The following is a 22,051-nucleotide window of genomic DNA, read 5'->3' on the forward strand; positions in this document are numbered from 1 at the left end:
TATTTTCCAGCCACATATGAAGACCAAACACTTAGTTTATGCGCTATTAGTTATAGGGACAATAGCTTTTATTTCCTACAGAATAATTTATAATCAGCAGCAGAATGCTGTTGGAGAAAGAAAGAGTAGTCCAACCATCGCTGTTATTAGTGGGATGATTGCCACTCCTGAAAATTTTGCAGATAACCTTTCCCTTTCAGGAACTTTAGAAGCAAACGAACAAGTAGAAATACGCAGTGAGATTATGGGGGTTGTAGAGCATATTAACTTTGAAGAAGGCGCAAATGTTTCAAAAGGGCAGCTGCTTTTAAAAGTGAATGATATGGAAATGCGTGCGCAGCTTTCCCAAGTTCAAACCGCGCAACAACTAGCAGCCGAAAATGAACGCCGAGCAAAACTGCTACTCGAAAAACAAGCTATAAGTCAAGAGGAATACGACATTGCAAGTGCCGATTTTAAAAGTGCAAAAGCACAATCACAACTTATTTCTGCGCAATTGGCAAAGGCAACAATTCGGGCTCCATTTTCTGGAACCATTGGATTGCGTTACATTTCAGAAGGTACTTATGTTACTCCAACAACCCCAATTGCTTCATTAGTAAATACACAGAAACTAAAAATTACATTTAGTATTCCGGAAAAGTATGCCAGCCGAATGAAACTTAATAGCGAGATTAGTTTTACTACCTCTGGTTCAAAGGAAGCATATACCGCAAAGATTTACGCCATTGAGCCACAAGTTGATATTGCCACCCGTACTTTAAAAATGCGGGCTATTGCTGACAACCCGGAAGGGAAGCTCTATCCAGGAACTTTTGCAAATGTTATTTTTCCGTTAGAAACTGTGGATGATGCTTTATTGGTGCCAACAGAATCTTTAATTCCAATACAGAATGGAAAGATGATTTTTATTTCAAAAGGAGGGAAGGCAAAACAAGTTGAAGTAGAAACAGGTTCCCGAACGGATAGTTTGGTGCGTGTTATTTCTGGAATAAAAGCTGGAGATACCATTCTAACTTCTGGTGTTATGTCGCTTAAAGATGGTGTTCCGGTAAAGGTGAAGTTGGCTAAAAACACTAAAACTACTGTTGCGCAATGAACCTATCAACCCTAAGTATAAAACGTCCGGTGCTAACAATAGTAATGAACCTTGCTATAATTCTTTTTGGCATTATTGGGTATACCTATCTTGGTGTTCGAGAGTTTCCTTCCATAGACCCAGCACAGATTTCTGTACGAACTAATTATTCGGGTGCGAATGCGGATATTATTGAATCACAAATAACTGAACCGCTGGAAAAATCGATTAATTCGATAGATGGAATCCGAAATATTACCTCTTCAAGCAATCAAGGTTCAAGTAGAATTAATATTGAGTTTAACCTTGATAAAGATCTTGAAGCTGCAGCAAATGATGTGCGCGATAAAGTGTCGCAAGCTATACGAAGTCTTCCAGATGATATAGACGCACCGCCTGTAGTTTCGAAAGCAGATGCAGATTCAGATGCAATTATTTCGATGACAGTTCAGAGCGATAATAAAAATGTTTTGGAACTTTCAGATTATGCAGATAATGTAATTGCGCCGCGTCTTCAAACAATTCCAGGAGTGAGTAGCGTTCAGATTTGGGGGCAACGTAAATACGCCATGCGATTGTGGATAGATCCTATAAAATTAGCTTCCTACGGACTTACGGTTGCTGAGGTTAGAAGTGCGTTGTTGGCTCAAAATGTTGAGCTTCCTTCAGGAAAATTAACGGGAGCTAATACAGAGCTTACGGTAAAAACAATTGGCAATCTTGCAACAGAAGAAGAGTTTAATAACATAATTATTTATGCAGATGGTGAAAAAGTAGTCCGAATGAGCGATGTAGGGAGGGCTGTTTTGGAGGCTGAGAATATGGAAACCAAGCTAAGCGATAGCGGACAACCAATGGTTGCTATGGCGATTATTCCGCAGCCTGGAACCAATTATGTGGATATTGCTGATGCATTTTATATTGAATATGAAAAGCTTAAGAAAGACCTTCCAGCAGATTTTAAATTGAATATTGCCAGAGACAATACAGTTTTTGTGAAAAGAGCGATTGTTGAGGTTGTTGAAACACTTGCTATAGCTATAATACTTGTTATTTTAGTGATATTTTTCTTCTTTAGAAATTGGTCTATGGCCTTACGTCCGTTGATTGATATACCAGTTTCGTTGATTGCAACATTTTTTATAATGTGGCTTTTTGGGTATAGTATTAATGTACTTACACTTTTGGCAATTGTTCTTGCTACAGGCTTAGTGGTTGATGATGGAATTGTAGTTACAGAAAATATCTATAAAAAAGTAGAAGAAGGGATGAGTCCAATTGAGGCTGCAATAAAAGGATCTAAAGAAATATTTTTTGCTGTAATTTCAATCTCTGTTACCCTAGCGGCAGTCTTTCTTCCCGTAATATTTTTGGAAGGTTTCGTAGGAAGGCTTTTTCGTGAGTTTGGGGTAGTACTTGGAGCAGCTGTGCTGGTCTCGGCATTTGTTTCGCTTTCGTTAACACCTATGCTTAATGCCTATTTAATGAAACCGGGAAAACAGAAACAAGGTAAGTTTTATAGGGTAACGGAAAAGTATTTTGTAAAAATGAATACATCCTATGCAGAATCCTTAGGTAGTTTTATGAAAAAGAAATGGCTAAGCTTCCCTATTTTATTGGTTTGTATTGTGATGATTGGTCTTTTTTATAGCCTTCTAAAAAAAGAAACAGCTCCTTACGATGATCGTAGTTATATTCGTGCAACGGTTACTGCACCTGAAGGAGCATCTTACAATTATATGGATCGTTTTATGAATGAATTAACCGATTTAATAAACGATTCCATTCCAGAAAAGAAAGTGAACCTTATAATTACCTCTCCAAGTTTTGGGTCCGCATCTGTAAATACAGGTAGGGCAATTATTTCGCTTGTAGATCCTGAAGATAGGGCGCGCTCCCAGCACGAAATAGCAGAAGACTTAACCCGATGGACACGGCAGTATACGGATGCACGGGTAAGTATTTCTGAATCGCCTACAATTGCTGTAAACAGACGTGGCGGAATGCCAATTCAGTATATTATTCAAGCGCAGAATTTTGATAAATTAAAAGAGAAAATCCCACCTTTTATGGACGCTGTTGAAAGGGACCCAACTTTTTCGAATAGCAATGTGGATTTGAAGTTTAATAAACCTGAAATATACGTTACTATAGACAGAGAAAAAGCGCAAAGTTTAGGGGTTTCGGTGTTGGATGTGGCACAAACGCTTCAGCTTTCATTGAGTGGCCAACGTTTTGGTTATTTCTTAATGAATGGAAAACAATACCAAGTAATGGGGCAATTTGATAAAAAAGATCGAAATGCACCAATGGATCTTACTTCTATGTTTGTGAAAAATGACAAAGGCGAATTAATCCAGATGGATAACCTTGTTACAACCGAAGAACATAGCAGCCCGCCCCAATTATACCACAACAATCGTTATATGAGCGCTACGGTTTCTGCAGCTCTTGCTCCAGGCAAAAGTATAAGTGACGGCATAGATGCTATGGAAAATATAAAACAAAATGTGCTAGATGATACTTTTACAACAGATTTAGGTGGTGAATCGCGTGATTTTGTAGAAAGTAGTAGCAATACCTTATTTGCTTTTGGCTTAGCGTTGTTATTGATATTTTTAATTTTAGCCGCCCAGTTTGAAAGTTTTATAGACCCGTTTATAATAATTTTGACTGTTCCGATGGCGGTGGCAGGGGCCGTTTTTTCCCTGTGGTTGTTTGGGCAAACTTGGAATATTTTTAGTCAGATTGGGACCATAATGTTGATAGGTTTGGTGACGAAAAATGGTATTTTGATTGTTGAATTTGCAAACCAACTCCGGGAAGAAGGCATGCAAAAATCTAAAGCAATTATGAAAGCTGCAGAATCGCGTTTACGTCCAATACTTATGACGAGCTTAACCATTGCGCTTGGAGCGTTACCGATTGCCCTTTCGCTGGGAGCAGCATCAACCAGTAGAATTGGAATGGGAGTAGTTATTATTGGGGGAACAATGTTTTCATTAATACTTACTCTTTTTGTAATTCCTGCGCTATATTTAATGTGGTCGCGTGAAAAAGTACACCGTCCAGAATTTGATCAATTGGAAAAATATGAAGCTTAATAAAACACAATATACAGTATTTTTTTTCTTCACTTTCTTCGCTTTTAAAGGTGTTTCACAAGAAAAAGAGTTGCTTACCGTAGAAGAAGCGGTTTCCATTGCGTTAGAAAATAACTACCAAATAAAAATTGTTTCTAATAAGCTTAAAATTGACGAAACCTCTATTAGTCCTGGCTTTGCGGGAATGCTTCCGTCGGTTAATGCTGTTGCGGATTCTAATAACAGCCTTCAGAATATTACCCAAACACGCTCTGATGGAACAAAAGTTTCACTTGATAACGCCAAGAATAACAGTTTAAATTATGGGGTAGCATTGGATTGGACCATTTTTGACGGCCTGAGCATGTTTGCACGCTACGACCAATTGCAAGAAGTTAAAAAATTAGGGGAGGTAGCATTAAAACAAGCTATATTAAGTACTGTAAGCGATGTTATGATTACGTATTTTAATCTGGTACAGCAGCAGCAGCAATTAAATGCACTCGATAGCACGCTGGTAATTTCAAAACAAAGAGTTGTCCTGGCGAATAATCGCTTTAGTATAGGAAAGGCATCTAAACTAGAACTTTTAAATGCCCAAGTAGACGAAAATACGGACCAGACACTTTATTTAAGGCAACAAGAAGGATTTAAAAACGCTAAAATTCGCTTAAATGAAATATTAGCAAGAGATATAAAGACTGATTTCCGTGTTGTTGCTTTAATTTCAGTAGCTAAAAACTTAGAACTTACATCACTAGAAGAACAAGCGAAGTCCCAAAACCCACAATTACAAGCACACCTTATTAATAAAAGAATTGCAGAGCTAGCGTTAAAACAGCTTAAAGGAACACGTTTACCTACATTAAACGCCCAAGCGGGCTATATGTTTGGAGATTCTGAATCTAGTTTGGGGTTTACTACAAACAACAACGCAAAGGGGTTTAATTACGGGCTTTCGGCTAGGTTTAATATTTTTAATGGTTTTAATCAAAACCGAACTGAGAAGATAGCCAAAATTCAAATAGAAAATTCAGAATTACTTATAGCCCAACAAACACAGCTTTTAGCTTCTCAACTAGCAATAGCATACCAGACATATACAACAAACTTAAAATTAATGGAGCTGGAAGTTACTAATGAAATTATTGCCAAAGAAAACCTTGAAATTACTATGGCAAAATACAGAATAGGAACCATTCCGACCATAGAGTTTAGAACAGCACAGCTTAATTACATAAATGCAGTAGTGCGTTCAACAAATGCTGTTTATGAAGCCAAACTTTCAGAAATTACCTTAAAAGAACTTTCCGGTAGCTTAAAGCTTTAATGCCCTCCTTTTTTTTAATTTTTTCTTACAAAATTATTTTCATTTAAAATCCCAGCTTTTTCAGTGCTTTGTGGGATTATTAAAGATATTCTTTAAGACCGATTTAACAAAAAACACAAAATAATGTTAATAAATAGGTTCAGATTTACGATATTTGAAGCGTAATTTAATTGTATGTAAGCAATTATAAGTCAAAAAAAAAATCAGCTTTTATTCTTTAATATTCTCCTCTAATTTCAGAAAAAAGATGGTTGTATTTTCTAATTTATTCAAACACACTAACTAACCAAAATTATCATTTCATGAAAAAAACACTAGTATTGGCCTTGTTTTTATGCTTTAGCTTCAGCGTAATTAGTCAAGAGGAGGAGGTAGATTTAACCAACTATAAACGTAGTTCACTTTACACTTTTATAGTAACAGATCTAGAGCAAGAGCATAGTCAAACCATTCAGGAGGCTTTTATTAATTATCCTATTCCAGATAAATTTAATGATCACAATAGCGAGCTACGTACCTTGCCAAAGTTGGTAGACGAAAATTTATCTAAAAAGGAAATTAAGAAGCTTCAAAAGGATTCTATTTCACAATTTCTTACAAATAGAGCTGTTGCAAAAGCCATGGTTGCAAAGTGGTTTAATAGAAGTGAAGAAGGTGGTTTTAATATGGATTTGATAGCAGAACGAGGTTCGTATAGTGCTTCCGATATCGATATTAAGATAGCGAAACAAAGCGAACGCGGGTTGGCAATGGTAGCTGATGCTGGGGAAGAACTATTAAGCAACACCTTTGTTGTGGTTAACAACTTTAAGTATACCAATAAAGAAGAAGTTGCTAAAAAAGCCAGTGGATTTTTGTCAGTTGTTTCTACAGTGGCGTCTGTTGCTGGTGTTGATGCTGTAAGTCTAGCGGCAGATGCAGCAAGTTTAGGAGTTGGTGTAGCAGGTAAAGGCTATATCATTAAGACTGATGCTCATTTGTATAAACTTGTATGGGATGAAGAAACGGCTGCAATTTTCTATAATGACTATTGGACGGAAGATGGTGCCATAGACCCAGAAAAAGTGGAAGCTTTTGAAAATTCAAATATTTTTAAGCTAGAATACATCGGTACTGAAACTGCTTGGGCAGATTTACAGAGTACTGCATTTACAACGAAAACAGATGTTGAATTAATAACTGTAGCTACTAAAAAAGCGGGGGATGCTGTGATTGCTAAATTGCAAAAAGCATATGAAGTTTTCCGAACTAAGACTCCATTGTTAAGCGGTGATCCTCTTGCTGCAAAAATAGGAATGAAAGAAGGCTTGGAAAAAGGTGATAAGTATGAAGTACTAGAACAAATTATAAACAAAGATGGCCAAACTGAATACAAAAGAGTAGGCGTTATTAAAGTTGAAAAAAATATGATTTGGGACAACCGTTATATGGCAGATGAAGAAAACCCTTCTGAAATTGAATACACCACTTTTAGTGGTTCCAAAAATAAATATTATGCAGGAATGCTAATTAGACAAATAAACTAAAACAATCACTATTTATGAAACTACCTTATTTACTTACTACCATTTTCTTTGTGCTTGTAGCTAATTTTAGTGCACAAGCTCAATGGAAAAAAGAAAAGGCGCTTGAAGATACCAAAATATGGCGTTATGACATTGAATGCGAAGGCATCGCAAAGCAAGGTGCTAAGCTTGTAAAAGTTTGGTCCTACTCTAAAAATCCAAAACACGCAATAGGGAGCACTATGCGTAATGCTGTTCACGGAATTATTTTTAAAGGATATGCTGGGGGTGGCCAAGGATGTACTTCTTTTCAACCTTTAATAAAAGACCCATCTGTAGAAGAAGAAAACAAAGCGTTTTTTGATGCATTCTTTGCTGAAGGTGGGGAATATTTAAAATATGTTTCTGCCGCTACCGATGGCAATATTGCGCCTGGAGACCGATTAAAGGTAAGTAAGCGTGAGTATAAAATTGGGGCTGTAGTAAATGTAATGAGCGATCAACTTCGAAAAAGACTCGAAAAAGAAAACATTATTAAATCTCTAACCAGTGGGTTTTAAAATTTTATAAAAATGAGACAACCAAAATTTATACTATGTCTGTTAGCAATTTTTAGTATTACAATCGCTTTCGGACAAGCAAAAAAACCTACTTTAATGGTAGTGCCAAGTGATGCTTGGTGTATTCAAAATGGATATTCCCTTAGCTTTGACAATCAAGGTTCAATTGTAAAGATACCAGATTATAAACGTGCCTTTCAGGAAAACCCAGAGGTATTGCAGGTTATAAGCCAAATAAACGGAATGATGGCAGATCGTGGATTTCCATTAAAAAACATGGAATCTGCTATAAAGACGATGGAATCTAACAGTGCTGAAGACAATTTAAGACAGTCTAAAGATTCTGGATCTGATATTTCAGAAAGCCCAATAGACGAATTAAAAAAGGCAGCTAAAGCAGACATTATTATTCAACTTACTTGGACAGTAAATAAAACGGGCCCAAAAAAGTCTATCAACTTTAACCTTCAAGGATTAGATTCATATACAGACAAGCAAATAGCGACTGCTACAGGTACTGGAGCTCCTTCTTTTTCTGCGGAAACACCAGTGCTTCTCTCAGAGGCAGTACTTTCACATATGGATAATTTTACGGCTTCACTTCAATCCCACTTTGATGATATGTTTGAAAACGGACGTGAAATCATTGTACGTATCCAAAAGTGGGATGATTGGGATGGCGATCTGGAAACCGAATTTGGTGGAGGTGACGAACTGGGATTTGTAATTGAAGATTGGTTGCAAGCTAACACTGTAAAAGGTCGTTTTAGTACCACTGATATGACAGAAAATATGGCGTTGTTTGAACAAGTACGTATTCCTTTATACAATGACAGAGGAAACGCAATAGATGCAAGAAGATATGTAAGGGATTTGAGTAAATTTTTAAGCAGTGCGCCATTTAATATTCCAAACAAGTTGGTTATGAAGGGGCTAGGTCGCGCAACAATTATTTTAGGAAGCAAATAAAAAAATCAAATTATGAAAAAAATATTTTTTACAATCTGTTTACTTTTTGCCGTTGTGATAGGGACAGCGCAAAATAGCGATTCCAATATTGCATTGGGCACATATATTCCCTATGAAATGGCGCAGGTACCAGCTTCTGCTAGACAAATCTTAGAAACTAAATTGGGACAAATGGTAACCAAAAACGGCATCAGCGATGTTTCATATAATTCACGCTTTATTATCACACCAAATGTTTCAGTGATGAGTAAAGACGTACTTGCAGCTGCACCACCTAAAGTAGTTCTTAACCTAGACATTACACTTTATATTGGGGATGGCGTTAATGGTACCTTATATACTAGTAAAAGCTTTAATGTAAAAGGCGTAGGTTCAAATGAAACCAAGGCTTATATCGCTGCTATTAAAAATATGAAAACCAATAGTCAAGATGTACAAACCTTTGTAACTGAAGGAAAGAAAAAAATCATTGACTTTTTTAACAGTAATTGCGAACTGATTCAAAAAGAAGCAAACACTTTAGCAAACCAAAACAGATATGAAGAAGCATTGGCTTTATTGGTTAATGTTCCAGTAAATAGTACGTGTTATGATAAGGTAGGGGGTAGCTTAAAAACAATGTTTAAAAAGGCTATAGATCGTGATTGCGAAACTCAATACGCACAAGCAACTGCAATTTGGAATGCAGGTCAAGATATAGATTCAGCAAACACAGCTGGAGCTATTTTGGCTAGTGTAGACCCAGCATCTTCTTGTTACTCAAAAGTAAAATCACTTTTCTCAAAAATTGAAGCAAGAGTTAAAGTACTTAGTGACCGCCCTTGGGAATACAAACTTAAGGTGTTGGACGCAAACGTAGCTGTTGCAAAAGGTGCGCAAGAAGTATTAATGGCGTATGCTAAAAATCAACCGAGTACCGTGATGTACAATATAAGAGGTTGGTATTAAGCTTCTTGAAATTACAATTTTTAAAAAGACCACTTGAAGCACAGGTGGTCTTTTTTCTTCACTAAAGCCATTCTCATTAAAGGTTTTGTGTCCTCCTTGCCTAAATTGGTAACTATACTGTAAAAAGTGATAAAAAGGGATGGACAATACTTTCAATTTTACGACATTTGGCCTACAGTTGTTTTTTAATTTGAAAAAAAGAGTAGTCGCCATATCATTATTGTTTATATTATTTGCACCCGTTGCAACGATATATCTATATCTTCAATTTGAAAAATCGGCCATTCGGCGCGAAATAAAATGGAAGATGATTGCCGGACTCGATAAAGATGAATTGGTGCTTTTGAAATTTACAAAAGAAGAAGCTAAAAAGAAACTGCGCTGGGAACATTCTAAAGAATTTGAGTACAATGGGCAGATGTACGACATTGTTTCCACAGAAATAAATGGAGATTCTATAACTTATCACTGTTGGTGGGATCACGAGGAGACAAAGCTCAATAAAAAGCTTAAAAAAATGGTTTCTATGGCCTTTGATCAAGATGAAGACAAGCGTAGAACACAGCAAAATCTACACAACTATTTGTTTTCTTTTTTCTGTACAGCCCCTCCAAAATGGCAGCTTATACCATTTCAAAATTCTAAAATTGTTTTTCATAATATACTACAAACTACAATTTTTAAGCCGCATCAATTAACGCCACCCACGCCGCCTCCCAAGTTAAGTTAATCATTCTTTTAAATTAAACCAATGCCGTTACCATTAAAAGTGGTAGCGCAATCTCTTGTGTTCTTTGAAGAACATATTAACTTAAAACCAAACTTTAAAATGAAAAAAATATTCATATTATGGTTAGTGTTGGGTTTTGTAGGAAGTTCCTTTGCCCAAACAATAATTATAAAAGAACAAGACACCAACGAACCTATAGAGTTGGTTACATTAACTAATGCAAAATCTGGACTTTACGCTACAACGAATGCTAAAGGGGAGGCAGATATTTCGATGTTTAAGGGGCTTGAAAAAATTGAAATTCGCAGTTTAGGATATAAAACCCTCTTAAAGAGCTATACCGAATTAGAAAAAGAAGGATTCGCTATAACTCTTAAAGTTTCTAATTTAAGCTTGGATGAAGTAATAATTTCAGGGTCACGCTGGCGTCAAAATAGCGATGACGTGCCTTCCAAAATTGTTGCTATTTCAGCAAAAGAAGTCGCTTTGCAAAACCCTCAGACAGCGGCAGATCTTTTAAAAATTTCAGGAAAAGTATTCGTTCAGAAAAGTCAGCAAGGTGGTGGCAGCCCCATGATTCGTGGGTTTGCAACTAGTAGGTTGTTGTATTCTGTAGATGGGGTGCGGATGAATACCGCAATTTTTAGGTCAGGAAATTTACAGAATGTAATCAATATAGATCCTTTCGCAATTGAAGGAACAGAAGTGCTTTTTGGCCCTGGTTCTGTTATTTATGGAAGTGATGCAATAGGTGGGGTAATGAGTTTTCAAACCTTGACGCCTCAATTTTCACATACAGACAAACCTTATATTAAAGGAAAGGCAAATGTGCGTTTTTCATCAGCAAACAAAGAAAAAACCGCGCATTTTGATGTGAATTTAGGGTTTAAAAAATGGGCTTTTGTAACGAGTATTAGTTCTTGGGATTATGATCATCTTCGCCAAGGAAGCCACGGGCCAGACGATTATATAAAAGATTATTATGTGCAGCGACAGAACAGTACAGACGTGGTGATTTCGCAAGAAGATAAGTTATTACAGATTCCTTCGGCATATTCCCAGATAAATATGATGCAAAAAATCCGTTTTCAACCCAATGAGAATTGGGATTTTCAATACGGTTTCCACTTTTCTGAAACCTCCTCTTATGGAAGGTATGACAGGCATACACGAGTTCGTACTGGTACCGCTCGTTACGCAGAATGGGATTACGGTCCACAAATCTGGATGATGAATAACCTTAATGTGAATTACAGCGTTACTAATTCAGTTTTTGACCAAATGAGCTTGCGTCTTGCACACCAATGGTTTGAAGAAAGTAGAATTGATAGGTCTTTAAATAATAATGAACGAAATGCCCAAAATGAGGAAGTAGGTGCCTACTCTGCGAACCTAGATTTTAAAAAGGCGATGGGCGCTAAAAACACACTTTTCTACGGTTTTGAATATGTGTATGACGATGTAAATTCTGAAGGCGAACTAACCGATATTTCAACAGGAATAGCTGAAGTTGGCCCAGCGCGTTACCCAAAGTCTTCATGGCAATCAATGGCAGTATATGTAACAGATGAGTTTAAAGTTTCGGAAGATTTTACATTGAGTGCAGGTGCACGTTTTAATCATATTATACTTGATGCAGCTTTTGACACAACATTCTACCCCTTCCCATTTACAGAAGCAAATTTAAAAAACAGCGCCCTAACAGGAAGTGTTGGTGGGGTTTATCGCCCCGATGATTCATGGGTAATTAGTGCAAATCTAGGAACCGCTTTCCGTGCACCAAATGTAGATGACTTAGGAAAAGTATTCGATTCTGAACCTGGTAGTGTGGTTGTTCCTAATCCAGACTTAAAACCTGAATACGCTTATAACGCAGACTTAGGGATTGCCAAAGTTTTTGGCGATGTTTTAAAAATAGATGTTACAGGGTACTACACGCACCTTAAAGATGCACTTGTGCGTCGCGATTTTAAATTGAATGGTTTAGATAGCATCATGTATCAAGGCGAATTGAGCCAAGTGCAAGCAATTCAAAATGCTGCGATAGCTAAAGTTTATGGAGTTCAGATAGGTGCAGAGGTAAAGTTGCCAAAAGGCTTTGGCTTTTCTACAGATGTTAATATTCAAACAGGAGAAGAGGAATTGGATAATGGTACCACCAGCCCGTCACGTCATGCTTCCCCATTTTTTGGAACTTCACGTATAAACTATAAGGCAAATAAGCTTCAAATGGAACTTAATTTGGAGTATCAAGGAAAAGTTGATGCTGAAGATCTTCCTGAAGGTGAAAAGGATAAAACGGAGTTTTATGCTTTAGATGTAAACGGAGATGCCTATGCGCCTTCTTGGTACACGCTTAATTTTAAGGCACTGTATAAATTAACAGATACTTTTGATGTAAGCGGAGGAATAGAAAACCTAACCGATCAGCGTTACCGTCCGTATAGCTCCGGAATTTCGGGAGCTGGGAGAAATTTTATTATTTCCCTGACAGCTCATTTTTAAAATGTATTTTAAAACCTGCTACAAATTAAAAGTAGCAGGTTTTTTTTATCTCTACTTTAAGCTACAAGTTATCATCAAATTGATTCGCAATCCACAAGTTTTTAATAGTTTTGCAGCCTTTAAAAAAATGATATGATTTCAATAGATGGTTTAGCGGTTGAGTATAGTGGTGATACACTTTTTAGTGACGTCACTTTTGTGGTAAACGAGAATGATAAAATTGCCCTCATGGGAAAAAATGGCGCAGGAAAATCTACTATGATGAAGATTATTGCCGGCGTTCAAAAACCCACTCGCGGAAATGTTCGCGCTCCAAAGGACGCTGTGATTGCCTATTTACCGCAGCATTTATTGACTGATGATAATTGTACTGTGTTTGATGAAGCTTCAAAAGCCTTCAAGCAAATTTTTGAAATGCGAGATGAGATGGATCGTCTCAACAAAGAGTTAGAAACTCGAACCGATTACGAAAGTGATGCTTATATGAACATCATCACTAAAGTAGCGGAATTGGGTGAAAAATATTATGCTTTAGAAGAAATAAACTACGAAGCTGAAGTTGAAAAAGCACTTCGCGGCCTAGGTTTTAAAAGAAGCGATTTCCATCGGCAAACTTCAGAGTTTAGTGGTGGATGGCGAATGCGGATTGAATTGGCAAAATTATTACTTCAAAAACCAGACTTAATTTTGCTTGATGAGCCTACCAATCATGTTGATATTGAATCGGTAATCTGGTTGGAAGACTTTTTATTAAACAAAGCAAAAGCTGTAATAGTAATTTCGCACGATCGTAAATTTATCGATACTATTACCAATCGCACCATTGAAGTTACAATGGGTCGTATTTATGATTATAAGGCAAATTACAGTCATTATTTGCAGTTGCGTGCTGATAGACGAGCACACCAAATAAAAGCATACGAAGAACAACAAAAATTTATAGCTGAAACCCAACAGTTTATTGATCGTTTTAAGGGTACTTATTCCAAAACCAATCAAGTAAATTCGCGCGAGAAGATGCTTGAAAAACTTCAAATTATTGAGATTGATGAAATTGATACTTCCGCACTGGCACTTCGTTTTCCACCAGCGCAACGCAGTGGCGATTATCCAGTGACTGCTGAAGGCTTAACCAAAAAATATGGCGACCATGTAGTTTTCAATGATGCCAATATGAGTATTTCTCGCGGTCAGAAAGTGAGTTTTGTGGGTAGAAATGGCGAAGGAAAATCTACAATGATAAAAGCCATTATGGGCGAAATAGATTTTGAAGGAACTTGCGCCCTGGGGCACAATGCTAAAGTAGGGTACTTTGCTCAAAACCAAGCAGCACTTTTAGATAAAGAGCTTACCGTTTTTCAAACGGTTGATGAGGTTGCCAAAGGCGAAATACGAAACCAAATTAAAAATATTCTGGGTCGTTTTATGTTTAGTGGTGATGCTATTGACAAAAAAGTAGGCTTGCTTTCTGGAGGTGAAAAAACGCGTTTGGCAATGGTAAAATTATTGCTGGAGCCAGTAAATGTATTGATTCTTGATGAGCCTACGAATCACCTAGATTTAAAGTCGAAAGATGTATTAAAAGAAGCTTTACTTCAATTTGACGGCACCTTAATTTTAGTTTCTCACGACCGCGATTTCTTACAAGGTCTTTCTGAAAAAGTGTTTGAATTTAAGGATAAACGTGTAATAGAGCACTTTGAAAGCATAGACGATTTCCTTCAACGTAACAGAATTGAAAACTTGAAAGAGATTGATTTAAAGGCGTAATTATTGATTTTTGGCTTGATAAAATAAGCGCGATTTCTTTTTTCTATGATAATTTTTTATCTTTAGAAATAAAGAAGTTATGCAAAAACCAGATTTTTCAAAATTAAAAGTACTTTACATTAATTGTACTTTAAAGCAATCCCCTGAAGTTAGTCATACACAGGGATTAATAGATGTTTCACAAAAAATAATGAAAGCCGAAGGGGTTGCATTCGAAAATATTCGACTTGTAGATCACCCTGTTGCTTATGGTGTATATCCTGACATGACCGAGCATGGAGTGAAAGAAGATGCTTGGCCAGAAATATGGAAAAAAGTGGATGCCGCAGATATATTAATCATAGGTACTCCAATTTGGCTGGGAGAAAAATCTTCAGTCGCTACAAAACTGATTGAACGCCTCTATGCAATGAGTGGACTTCAAAACGAAAAAGGACAATATTATTTCTACGGAAAAGTGGGAGGGTGTATTATTACAGGAAATGAAGATGGTATAAAACATTGTGCGATGGGTATTTTATACGCTTTGCAGCATGTAGGGTACAGTATACCGCCGCAAGCGGATTGTGGTTGGATTGGAGAAGCAGGGCCAGGGCCAAGTTATTTGGATAAGGAAAGCGGAGCGAAGAACAACGATTTTACTAATAGAAATACCACTTTTATGACTTATAACTTGCTTCATTTGGCAAAAATGCTAAAAGATCAAGATGGCTATCCTAAATACGGAAATTCCCGAAGCGATTGGGATGATGGTTCCCGTTGGAATTTTGAAAACCCAGAATATCGGTAGTGAATAGTTTTTAAATTTATCATATTACTCCTTTTCTAACATCATATTTATGTGGAAAGAGTGTTTTTTTAGAGTACCAATTCCTTAAAAAGCCTTTCTAAAGTAGCGTCCAAATTATTGCTAAACCCATTATGGGGGCGCGAAGTTTGTAAAGAAGAACTTCGTTGTGCGGTAAGCCAACGAAATCTATCTGGTTTTTCCCATTGTGAAACTGTTCCACCATCTTTTGCGCCAGAGCAAATTTTATCGAATGCATTTAGGTTTATTTGAATCTCTTCAACTTCCAGTTCGCAGGAAAAAAGTTTTAACTTTTCGGTATTTATCTGTTGTTTACAATTCAAATAATTAGCCTTTTTACTAAACAAAATTATTCCAACGTTCAGAAATTCCTCGCGTTCTACGCGCGGCACCAAACGTATTACCGCGTATTCATACAAGTGTTTTCCTGGCATCACATATCTGTTTTACAAAATTGTTTGAGTTATTTCGTCTTAGCACTAAAAATTGATAATAAACTTCTCTAATTTCTTCTGAATTCATTTTAGAACCTTCCCATTCCAACCAAGTTGTTGGAATTAGATTGGTTATTTCACGCAATTTTTCATCTGGTAAAAGCGCGATCATTTCATCATTAATGTTTTCTACCCAAGAAGCTTGTGGTAATAGCACATGATCTTTTATATATGGAAAAGCACTAAGTGCTGCGTTTTCCCAATTGCTCCAAGCATGGTGGAAATAGAAGGTTGCGCCGTTGTCGATGAGCCACAATTCTTTATGCCAAATAAGCATGTTTGTGTTTTTTACGGTCCGATCTATATTGGTTGTAAATGCATCTAACCATACAATTTTGGATGCTAAACCTGCCTCAACTTCTGTTACCACTGGGTCGAAAGTAAGTGCGCCAGAAAGAAAATGAAGGGCTAGATTTAGACCCCGACTACCTTTTAAAAGATCTTGAATTTCTTCATCACCTTCACTTTGGCCAAAGGCTTCATCAAGATTCGCAAAAACAAGCTCTGGTATTCTAAGCCCTAATGTGCGTGCAATTTCACCCCCTAAAAGTTCCGAGATTAATGCTTTTACCCCGTGGCCTGCTCCGCGAAATTTAAGTACATATTTAAAATCGTCGTCTGCTTCCGCTAAAGCCGGTAAGGAACCTCCTTCGCGCAACGGGGTAATGTAGCGTGTAACGTTTACCGTTCTGAGCTCAATTTTTTCTACAATCATTGTGCTTTCTAATATAATATGTAAAATTAGGCTTATTTGTTAAATATGAACTAAAGTTTAATACTTCTATGTACGAATAAATTGAAATTCTCAAAACTTTTAAGCTTTAAAAGTTCTATTTTTGTGAAAATGAAAAAACCATTTAAAACTTCGATATATAGTTGAATTTAACCATTGAAAACATTCTGCTTGTAGGTTCTTTATTGCTTTTTATAAGCATAATAGCTGGTAAAACTTCTTATAAATTTGGCGTTCCTACCTTGGTGCTTTTCTTAGGTATTGGGATGCTTGCTGGGGAGGATGGTATTGGCGGAATTACTTTTAATGACCCGCATATTACACAGCTAATTGGTGTTATTTCTTTAAATTTCATATTGTTTTCAGGGGGGCTAGATACCAACTGGAAAGCCGTAAAGCCCATTATGAAAGAAGGTATTGCGCTTTCTACACTCGGTGTTTTATTGACGGCAGTTTCACTTGGTACCTTTGTATATTACGTTACCGATTTTACAATTTATGAAAGCTTACTTCTTGGAAGTATTGTTTCATCTACAGATGCAGCTGCGGTATTTTCCATTTTGCGATCAAAAAATCTTGCCCTTAAAACCAATTTACGTCCTACACTCGAAATGGAAAGCGGAAGTAACGACCCCATGGCATACGTACTTACCATTGCTTTTTTAGGATTGGTGGTGAATGAAGACCAAGGAGTTGCTTCTATGATTCCATTGTTTTTACAGCAAATGATTATTGGAGGAATAGCAGGTTTTGCTTTTGGAAAACTTAGCAAAATTGTAATAAATAGAATTCAATTAGATTTTGAAGGTCTTTATCCTGTTTTGGTAATTGCGTTAATGTTTATTACCTTTTCAGCAACAGATTTTGTAGGAGGAAACGGCTTTTTAGCTATTTATATTTGTGCGGTTTATTTAGGTAACCAGTACCTTATCCATAAAAAAACCATTCTAAAAATGTATGATGGTCTTGCATGGTTAATGCAGATTGTTCTTTTCCTTACCTTAGGCTTGCTGGTTTTTCCAACACAAATAATTCCTGTAATTGGCATTGGTCTTGTAATATCTTTATTCTTAATGTTTGTTGCACGCCCTTTGGGGGTCTTTATAAGTTTGATTCCTTTTAAAATGAAGTTGCGGCGTCGTTTTTATATTTCATGGGTTGGATTGCGTGGGGCTGTACCTATTGTATTTGCGACATACCCTTTATTAGCTGGTATTGACAAAGCAAATATGATATTTAATATTGTATTTTTTATTTCACTAACTTCTATTTTAATTCAAGGCACCACCCTTTCTATAGTGGCAAAATGGTTGAATGTTGGGCTTCCTGATACCGTGAAACCCCAAAGCCCAACCGATGCTTTTTTATCAGAACACCCTAAGACTGAAATGCGTGAAATTGGTATTTCCAACGGAAATTTTGCAGTCGGCAAAAAAATTGTTGATTTAGAATTTCCAAAAACAGCAATTATTGCTATGATTAAGAGGGATGATAAATATTTAACGCCAAACGGCGCAACAGTAATTAATGAAGATGATGTTTTAATTGTGCTTTCTGATACTAAAAAAGGAATTCAGAAAGTGTATAAGTCATTAAACATTATTCAGCCTATAGTTTAATAATGCGCTTGTTAATTTAAAATAATACTAGCGTATAAAACTATTTAAATTGAATAAGTAAAATAAAAACGGACAAATAATGAAGCAGTTTTATCTATATTTTTTACTATTTTTTGTTTTTCAGAGTGGTATTTCACAAGATATTTCTATTGGAAAACGCGATGCAATGTATTCGGAAATATTACAACAAAATCGTGAGTTTTCTATCTATCTTCCTCCTTCATACAATACTGCTATAAACCAAAAATATCCTGTTCTTTATATACTAGATGGGGATTATAACTTTCAATATGTAGCTGGTTTTCTAGAATTACAAGGTGCAATAAGCGAAGTTGTCCCGGAAATGATTTTGGTGGCAATTTCAGGAAAAGGTACAACCGAATACAGAAAAAACTGCAAACCAAATGTCGCAGGAGTTGAAGACAGTGGAAATGCTGAAGAAATGACAAGTTTTATAGCAAAGGAATTGATTCCCTATATTAATAAAAACTATAAGGCATCCGACTATAAAATTCTAGGAGGGCATTCTGCAGGGGGAATATTTATTGTGAATACCGCCTTAAACCACCCCAATCTTTTTAATAATTATATTGCTATTAGTCCCGCCTTATATTGGGGGAATAACGCCATGGAAGTGATTATGAAAAACACTTGGGGTGCAACTGAAAGCACAACAGCAAACGTTTATTTTTCGCTTGCTAATGAAAAAGGAATGGGTGTAGCAAGATTTTTGAAAAAAGTACCAAAAAAAATTATGGATAAAAACGTGAAATTTCAAGAATTTCCTGATGAAAACCATAATTCAGTTGGGCTTTTAACTTATAAATGGGCTTTAAGTGCCATTTTCGAAAAATGGTTTGTTGAAAAAGAATATTTTGCTTCTGCAGTAGAAATGAAAAATCATTATGCTGAAGTGCAAAGTCTTTATGGAAGCATTTTCAATATTCCTTACACTGTGATTGGAAATACGCACTATATGCTTCAAAAAGATGAAATGAAACTAAAAGAAGTACAAGCTGCATTAAAAGAACTGAACCCGAATGGTCTTGTGCTTTTTAATACATATCGCGCCGGAAAACTTATTGCCGAGAAAAAATATGATGAAGCTGAAAGCTTATTAAATGAAGCGCTAACCATAAACCCAAATAATTTTGACAGCTATAATGTTTTGGCAAAAGTTAAACTAGCAAAAGGAGATACCGAGGGCGCATCTACTGCAATTAAAAAAGGATTAGATTTTGCAAAACAACAAGAAGCTAGACAATGGCAAATCAATGAATTGCAAGAAACTCGTGACGGAATTCCAAAAAAATAATAACTTTAGCATAAAGAAAATACAATGAATACCTTGAAAAAAATAATTCAAATAGTAGTTCCTTTATTTCTTATAGGCTTTGTTACGGCTTGCGAAGAACCCAAGGAAATAAGCTCGTTTCATCCTAATCATTGGGAAGATCATTATATAGAGTCTGAGGCTTTAAGCAGGAAGAGGGCTTCTTTGGAAAATGGAAAAACCTATTTAAGTATTTACTCTAATATTTATAGTTTTTCATTGAAAAACCCACAAAATTTAACTGCAATTGCAAGTTTAAGAAATGTAAGTGTGACAGATACAATTTACATTTCAAAAGCTGATTACTACAATACAAAAGGACAATTAATTCGTAATTACTTTGAAAAACCTATTTTTTTAAAACCTCTTGAAACGGTTGAAATCATTATAGACGAATTTGATGAACAGGGAGGTAGTGGTGCAAACTTTATTTTTGAATGGGCTACCAATCCAACTACGCCAGAGCCGCTTTTTGAAGCAATTATGACCTCGCTGCGTGGGTCGCAAGGCTTAAGTTTTACCATGCAAGGGAAAAGGATAGAGTAGGAATCACTCACAGAGTTCAAAAGCGTCTCGTGTGATTTTCTTCATTCTTTTAGTTATTTTTGAAGAAAATTAATTAGATGAAAATAGTAGTCTCTCCAGCAAAAACGTTAGATTTTAAATCGGAACTTCCCACCACTCGTGCTACACAACCAATTTTTTTGGAAGAAGCAACTTTAATTAATAACAAACTAGAGGGGAAGAGTAAAAAAGCCATTGGCGAATTAATGGGTATCAGTGCTAAACTTGCCGAACTTAATTACCAACGCTATAAAGAATTTAATACTCCTTTTACTACCAAAAATGCCCGCCCTGCAGTGTATGCTTTTGCAGGCGATGTTTATACCGGTTTAGCTGCTTACACCATCCCTGCTGCAAAAATTGATGTTTTGCAGGATTCTTTACGTATTTTATCTGGTATGTATGGCATGCTTCGTCCATTAGATTTAATGCAACCTTATCGTTTAGAAATGGGAACAAAACTTCCTGTAAATAGAAAAAAAGACTTGTATTCGTTTTGGAAAAACACACTCACCGAAACTTTAAATAATGAATTAAAAACTGATGAGCTTTTCTTAAACCTTGCTAGTGTAGAATACTTTAGTGCTCTTGATGAAAAGAAATTGAAAGTGCCTGTTATTTCTCCAGTTTTTAAAGACTTTAAAAATGGTAAACTTAAAATAATTTCCTTTTTCGCAAAAAAAGCACGGGGAAGTATGGCGCGTTTTGCAATCGATAAAAATGTAAAAACGTTGGAAGAACTAAAAGCATTTGATTATGATGGTTATGCTTTTAGTGAAACACATACAACAGATAAAAATGCCCCTGTGTTTATTAGGTGATGATTATGAAGTTTAAAAGCAGACGCGATTATTTTTTTAGTTTCATAGTATTTGCACTTTGTTTTTTTTTGATTGGCATTACAATTTATGGGCATGTTACTGGTGAAATAAAACCAAGTGAGTATTGGACCTCTATTTTGATTGCTACAGTCGTCGGATTTTTACTTTGGATGTTTTTAGGAACGAACTACGAATTGAATCAAACAGATTTTATTTATAGAAGTGGCCCCATTCGGGGTTCCATAAGTTTAAATAGAATTCGAAAAATTAAAGTAGGAAAAACAATGTGGGTTGGCTTTAAGCCTGCAACAGCAAGAATGGGATTGATTGTATATTATGATAAATATAATGAGATCTATATTAGTCCAAAAACAAACGAAACCTTTGTAAAAGAAATTTTAAAGCTGAATAGTAATATTGAAATTGAAATAAAAAATCAGCTGTAAAAAAATCAACAAATAAAATAAAATTGTTTCTTCACACCCATCCATACCCACCATTTATTCCTGAAAACGCAACAAAACTTATAGTTGGTACTTTGCCGCCCCCAAGATTTACAACGGGGGAATTAAAGGAAGGAGATGTAGATTTTTGCTATGGAAGTAGGGATGGTCAGTTATGGGGAATCCTCGACAGAATATTTAATTTAAATTTAAAATTTGAAACCACAGCTGAAGCTATTGAACAACGAAAACATTTTCTAATAAAGCAAGGTATCGGAATTTGCGATATGGTTGCTTCCGCGAAGCGAGAAAAAATGGATGCTTCTGATATTGGAATGCAGGATGTAGTTTTACGTAATTTATTAGAAGTGCTTCAACAAACCCCAAAAATTAATACGCTTCTTTTTACTGGAGGAAATAGTAAAAATGGCCCAGAATATTTCTTTAGAAAACACCTTAAAGAATATAATATTTCATTAAAAGTAATTTCCAATACGGTTCCGAGGGTGCATTCGCTCGAAATGCCCAATTCTACACGGATAATAAAAACGGTTTCATTAATTGCACCCTCTGGAGCTGCAAATAGAGCAGTAGGAAGTCTTGATTCTTACAAAAAAATGAAAAAATTTTTTCCCGAAAAAACAACTATTGATTTTAGAATAGAACAGTATAAGTCATTTTTTTAAACAATACGCATAAGTGCTTCATTATCAAAAATATATAGTTTTGTAGGAGTAAGATTACTTTTTGGTTTTCAT

19 protein-coding genes are annotated in these 22,051 nt (G+C 36.0%); 17 read left to right on the plus strand and 2 right to left on the minus strand.

Going from position 1 to position 22,051, the window contains the following annotated elements; genetic code table 11:
- Positions 1 to 16 precede the first annotated feature (16 nt).
- The 11 genes from ABJ955_RS09055 (at position 17) to ABJ955_RS09105 (ending at position 15,268) form a co-directional block, all read left to right on the plus strand.
- A complete protein-coding gene (locus ABJ955_RS09055; protein WP_347374254.1) occupies positions 17 to 1,099 on the plus strand; it encodes an efflux RND transporter periplasmic adaptor subunit in 1,083 nt (360 codons plus the stop codon).
- Positions 1,096 to 4,182, plus strand: coding sequence for an efflux RND transporter permease subunit (locus tag ABJ955_RS09060; protein ID WP_347374255.1), 3,087 nt, complete (start codon positions 1,096 to 1,098; stop codon positions 4,180 to 4,182). The genes ABJ955_RS09055 and ABJ955_RS09060 overlap by 4 nt, the downstream gene beginning before the upstream one ends.
- Positions 4,172 to 5,491, plus strand: coding sequence for a TolC family protein (locus tag ABJ955_RS09065; RefSeq protein ID WP_347374256.1), 1,320 nt, complete (start codon positions 4,172 to 4,174; stop codon positions 5,489 to 5,491). The genes ABJ955_RS09060 and ABJ955_RS09065 overlap by 11 nt, the downstream gene beginning before the upstream one ends.
- A 302-nt stretch (positions 5,492 to 5,793) precedes the next feature.
- Entirely contained in the window at positions 5,794 to 7,017 is a 1,224-nt protein-coding gene (locus ABJ955_RS09070) for a hypothetical protein (RefSeq protein ID WP_347374257.1), read from the plus strand.
- A gap of 14 nt (positions 7,018 to 7,031) precedes the next feature.
- A complete protein-coding gene (locus ABJ955_RS09075) occupies positions 7,032 to 7,556 on the plus strand; it encodes a hypothetical protein (RefSeq protein WP_347374258.1) in 525 nt (174 codons plus the stop codon).
- A gap of 12 nt (positions 7,557 to 7,568) precedes the next feature.
- Positions 7,569 to 8,525, plus strand: coding sequence for a DUF6175 family protein (locus ABJ955_RS09080; protein WP_347374259.1), 957 nt, complete (start codon positions 7,569 to 7,571; stop codon positions 8,523 to 8,525).
- 12 nt (positions 8,526 to 8,537) lie between these two features.
- Complete coding sequence (locus tag ABJ955_RS09085) at positions 8,538 to 9,473, plus strand: hypothetical protein (protein ID WP_347374260.1); 936 nt, start codon at positions 8,538 to 8,540, stop codon at positions 9,471 to 9,473.
- Positions 9,474 to 9,663: 190 nt separating this feature from the next.
- Complete coding sequence (locus tag ABJ955_RS09090; protein ID WP_347374261.1) at positions 9,664 to 10,203, plus strand: hypothetical protein; 540 nt, start codon at positions 9,664 to 9,666, stop codon at positions 10,201 to 10,203.
- A 99-nt stretch (positions 10,204 to 10,302) separates the two neighbouring features.
- Positions 10,303 to 12,708 (plus strand): TonB-dependent receptor, encoded by a 2,406-nt coding sequence (locus tag ABJ955_RS09095; RefSeq protein ID WP_347374262.1) that lies wholly within the window; start codon positions 10,303 to 10,305, stop codon positions 12,706 to 12,708.
- Between the two features lie 132 nt (positions 12,709 to 12,840).
- Positions 12,841 to 14,478, plus strand: coding sequence for an ABC-F family ATP-binding cassette domain-containing protein (locus tag ABJ955_RS09100; RefSeq protein WP_347374263.1), 1,638 nt, complete (start codon positions 12,841 to 12,843; stop codon positions 14,476 to 14,478).
- A 79-nt stretch (positions 14,479 to 14,557) separates the two neighbouring features.
- Complete coding sequence (locus ABJ955_RS09105) at positions 14,558 to 15,268, plus strand: flavodoxin family protein (protein ID WP_347374264.1); 711 nt, start codon at positions 14,558 to 14,560, stop codon at positions 15,266 to 15,268.
- Positions 15,269 to 15,336: 68 nt separating this feature from the next.
- On the opposite strand, the gene ABJ955_RS09110 is transcribed toward ABJ955_RS09105, so the two are convergent.
- Both ABJ955_RS09110 and ABJ955_RS09115 read right to left on the minus strand, forming a co-directional pair.
- On the minus strand, positions 15,337 to 15,720 hold the full coding sequence (locus ABJ955_RS09110) for a DUF3037 domain-containing protein (protein WP_347374265.1): 384 nt from the start codon (positions 15,718 to 15,720) through the stop codon (positions 15,337 to 15,339).
- A complete protein-coding gene (locus tag ABJ955_RS09115) occupies positions 15,698 to 16,495 on the minus strand; it encodes a HipA family kinase (RefSeq protein WP_347374266.1) in 798 nt (265 codons plus the stop codon). Before ABJ955_RS09115 ends, ABJ955_RS09110 begins: the two co-directional genes overlap by 23 nt.
- A 161-nt stretch (positions 16,496 to 16,656) precedes the next feature.
- Here ABJ955_RS09115 and ABJ955_RS09120 point away from each other — a divergent pair, with 161 nt between their 5' ends.
- The 6 genes from ABJ955_RS09120 (at position 16,657) to ABJ955_RS09145 (ending at position 21,979) form a co-directional block, all read left to right on the plus strand.
- On the plus strand, positions 16,657 to 18,132 hold the full coding sequence (locus ABJ955_RS09120; RefSeq protein ID WP_347374267.1) for a potassium/proton antiporter: 1,476 nt from the start codon (positions 16,657 to 16,659) through the stop codon (positions 18,130 to 18,132).
- Between the two features lie 79 nt (positions 18,133 to 18,211).
- Positions 18,212 to 19,447 (plus strand): alpha/beta hydrolase-fold protein, encoded by a 1,236-nt coding sequence (locus ABJ955_RS09125; protein ID WP_347374268.1) that lies wholly within the window; start codon positions 18,212 to 18,214, stop codon positions 19,445 to 19,447.
- 24 nt (positions 19,448 to 19,471) lie between these two features.
- Positions 19,472 to 20,011 (plus strand): DUF3124 domain-containing protein, encoded by a 540-nt coding sequence (locus tag ABJ955_RS09130; RefSeq protein WP_347374269.1) that lies wholly within the window; start codon positions 19,472 to 19,474, stop codon positions 20,009 to 20,011.
- 77 nt (positions 20,012 to 20,088) lie between these two features.
- Positions 20,089 to 20,850, plus strand: a complete 762-nt coding sequence (gene yaaA / locus ABJ955_RS09135; protein ID WP_347374270.1) for a peroxide stress protein YaaA — start codon at positions 20,089 to 20,091, stop codon at positions 20,848 to 20,850.
- 68 nt (positions 20,851 to 20,918) lie between these two features.
- The gene (locus tag ABJ955_RS09140; protein WP_347374271.1) at positions 20,919 to 21,296 is read left to right on the plus strand and encodes a PH domain-containing protein; all 378 of its coding nucleotides are present in this window, start codon (positions 20,919 to 20,921) and stop codon (positions 21,294 to 21,296) included.
- Between the two features lie 23 nt (positions 21,297 to 21,319).
- Positions 21,320 to 21,979: a uracil-DNA glycosylase family protein gene (locus ABJ955_RS09145; protein WP_347374272.1), complete on the plus strand. Its 660-nt coding sequence runs from the start codon at positions 21,320 to 21,322 to the stop codon at positions 21,977 to 21,979.
- The last annotated feature ends 72 nt before the right edge of the window (positions 21,980 to 22,051 follow it).

This window comes from Aequorivita sp. Q41 (assembly GCF_039831855.1).
GTDB lineage: Bacteria > Bacteroidota > Bacteroidia > Flavobacteriales > Flavobacteriaceae > Aequorivita.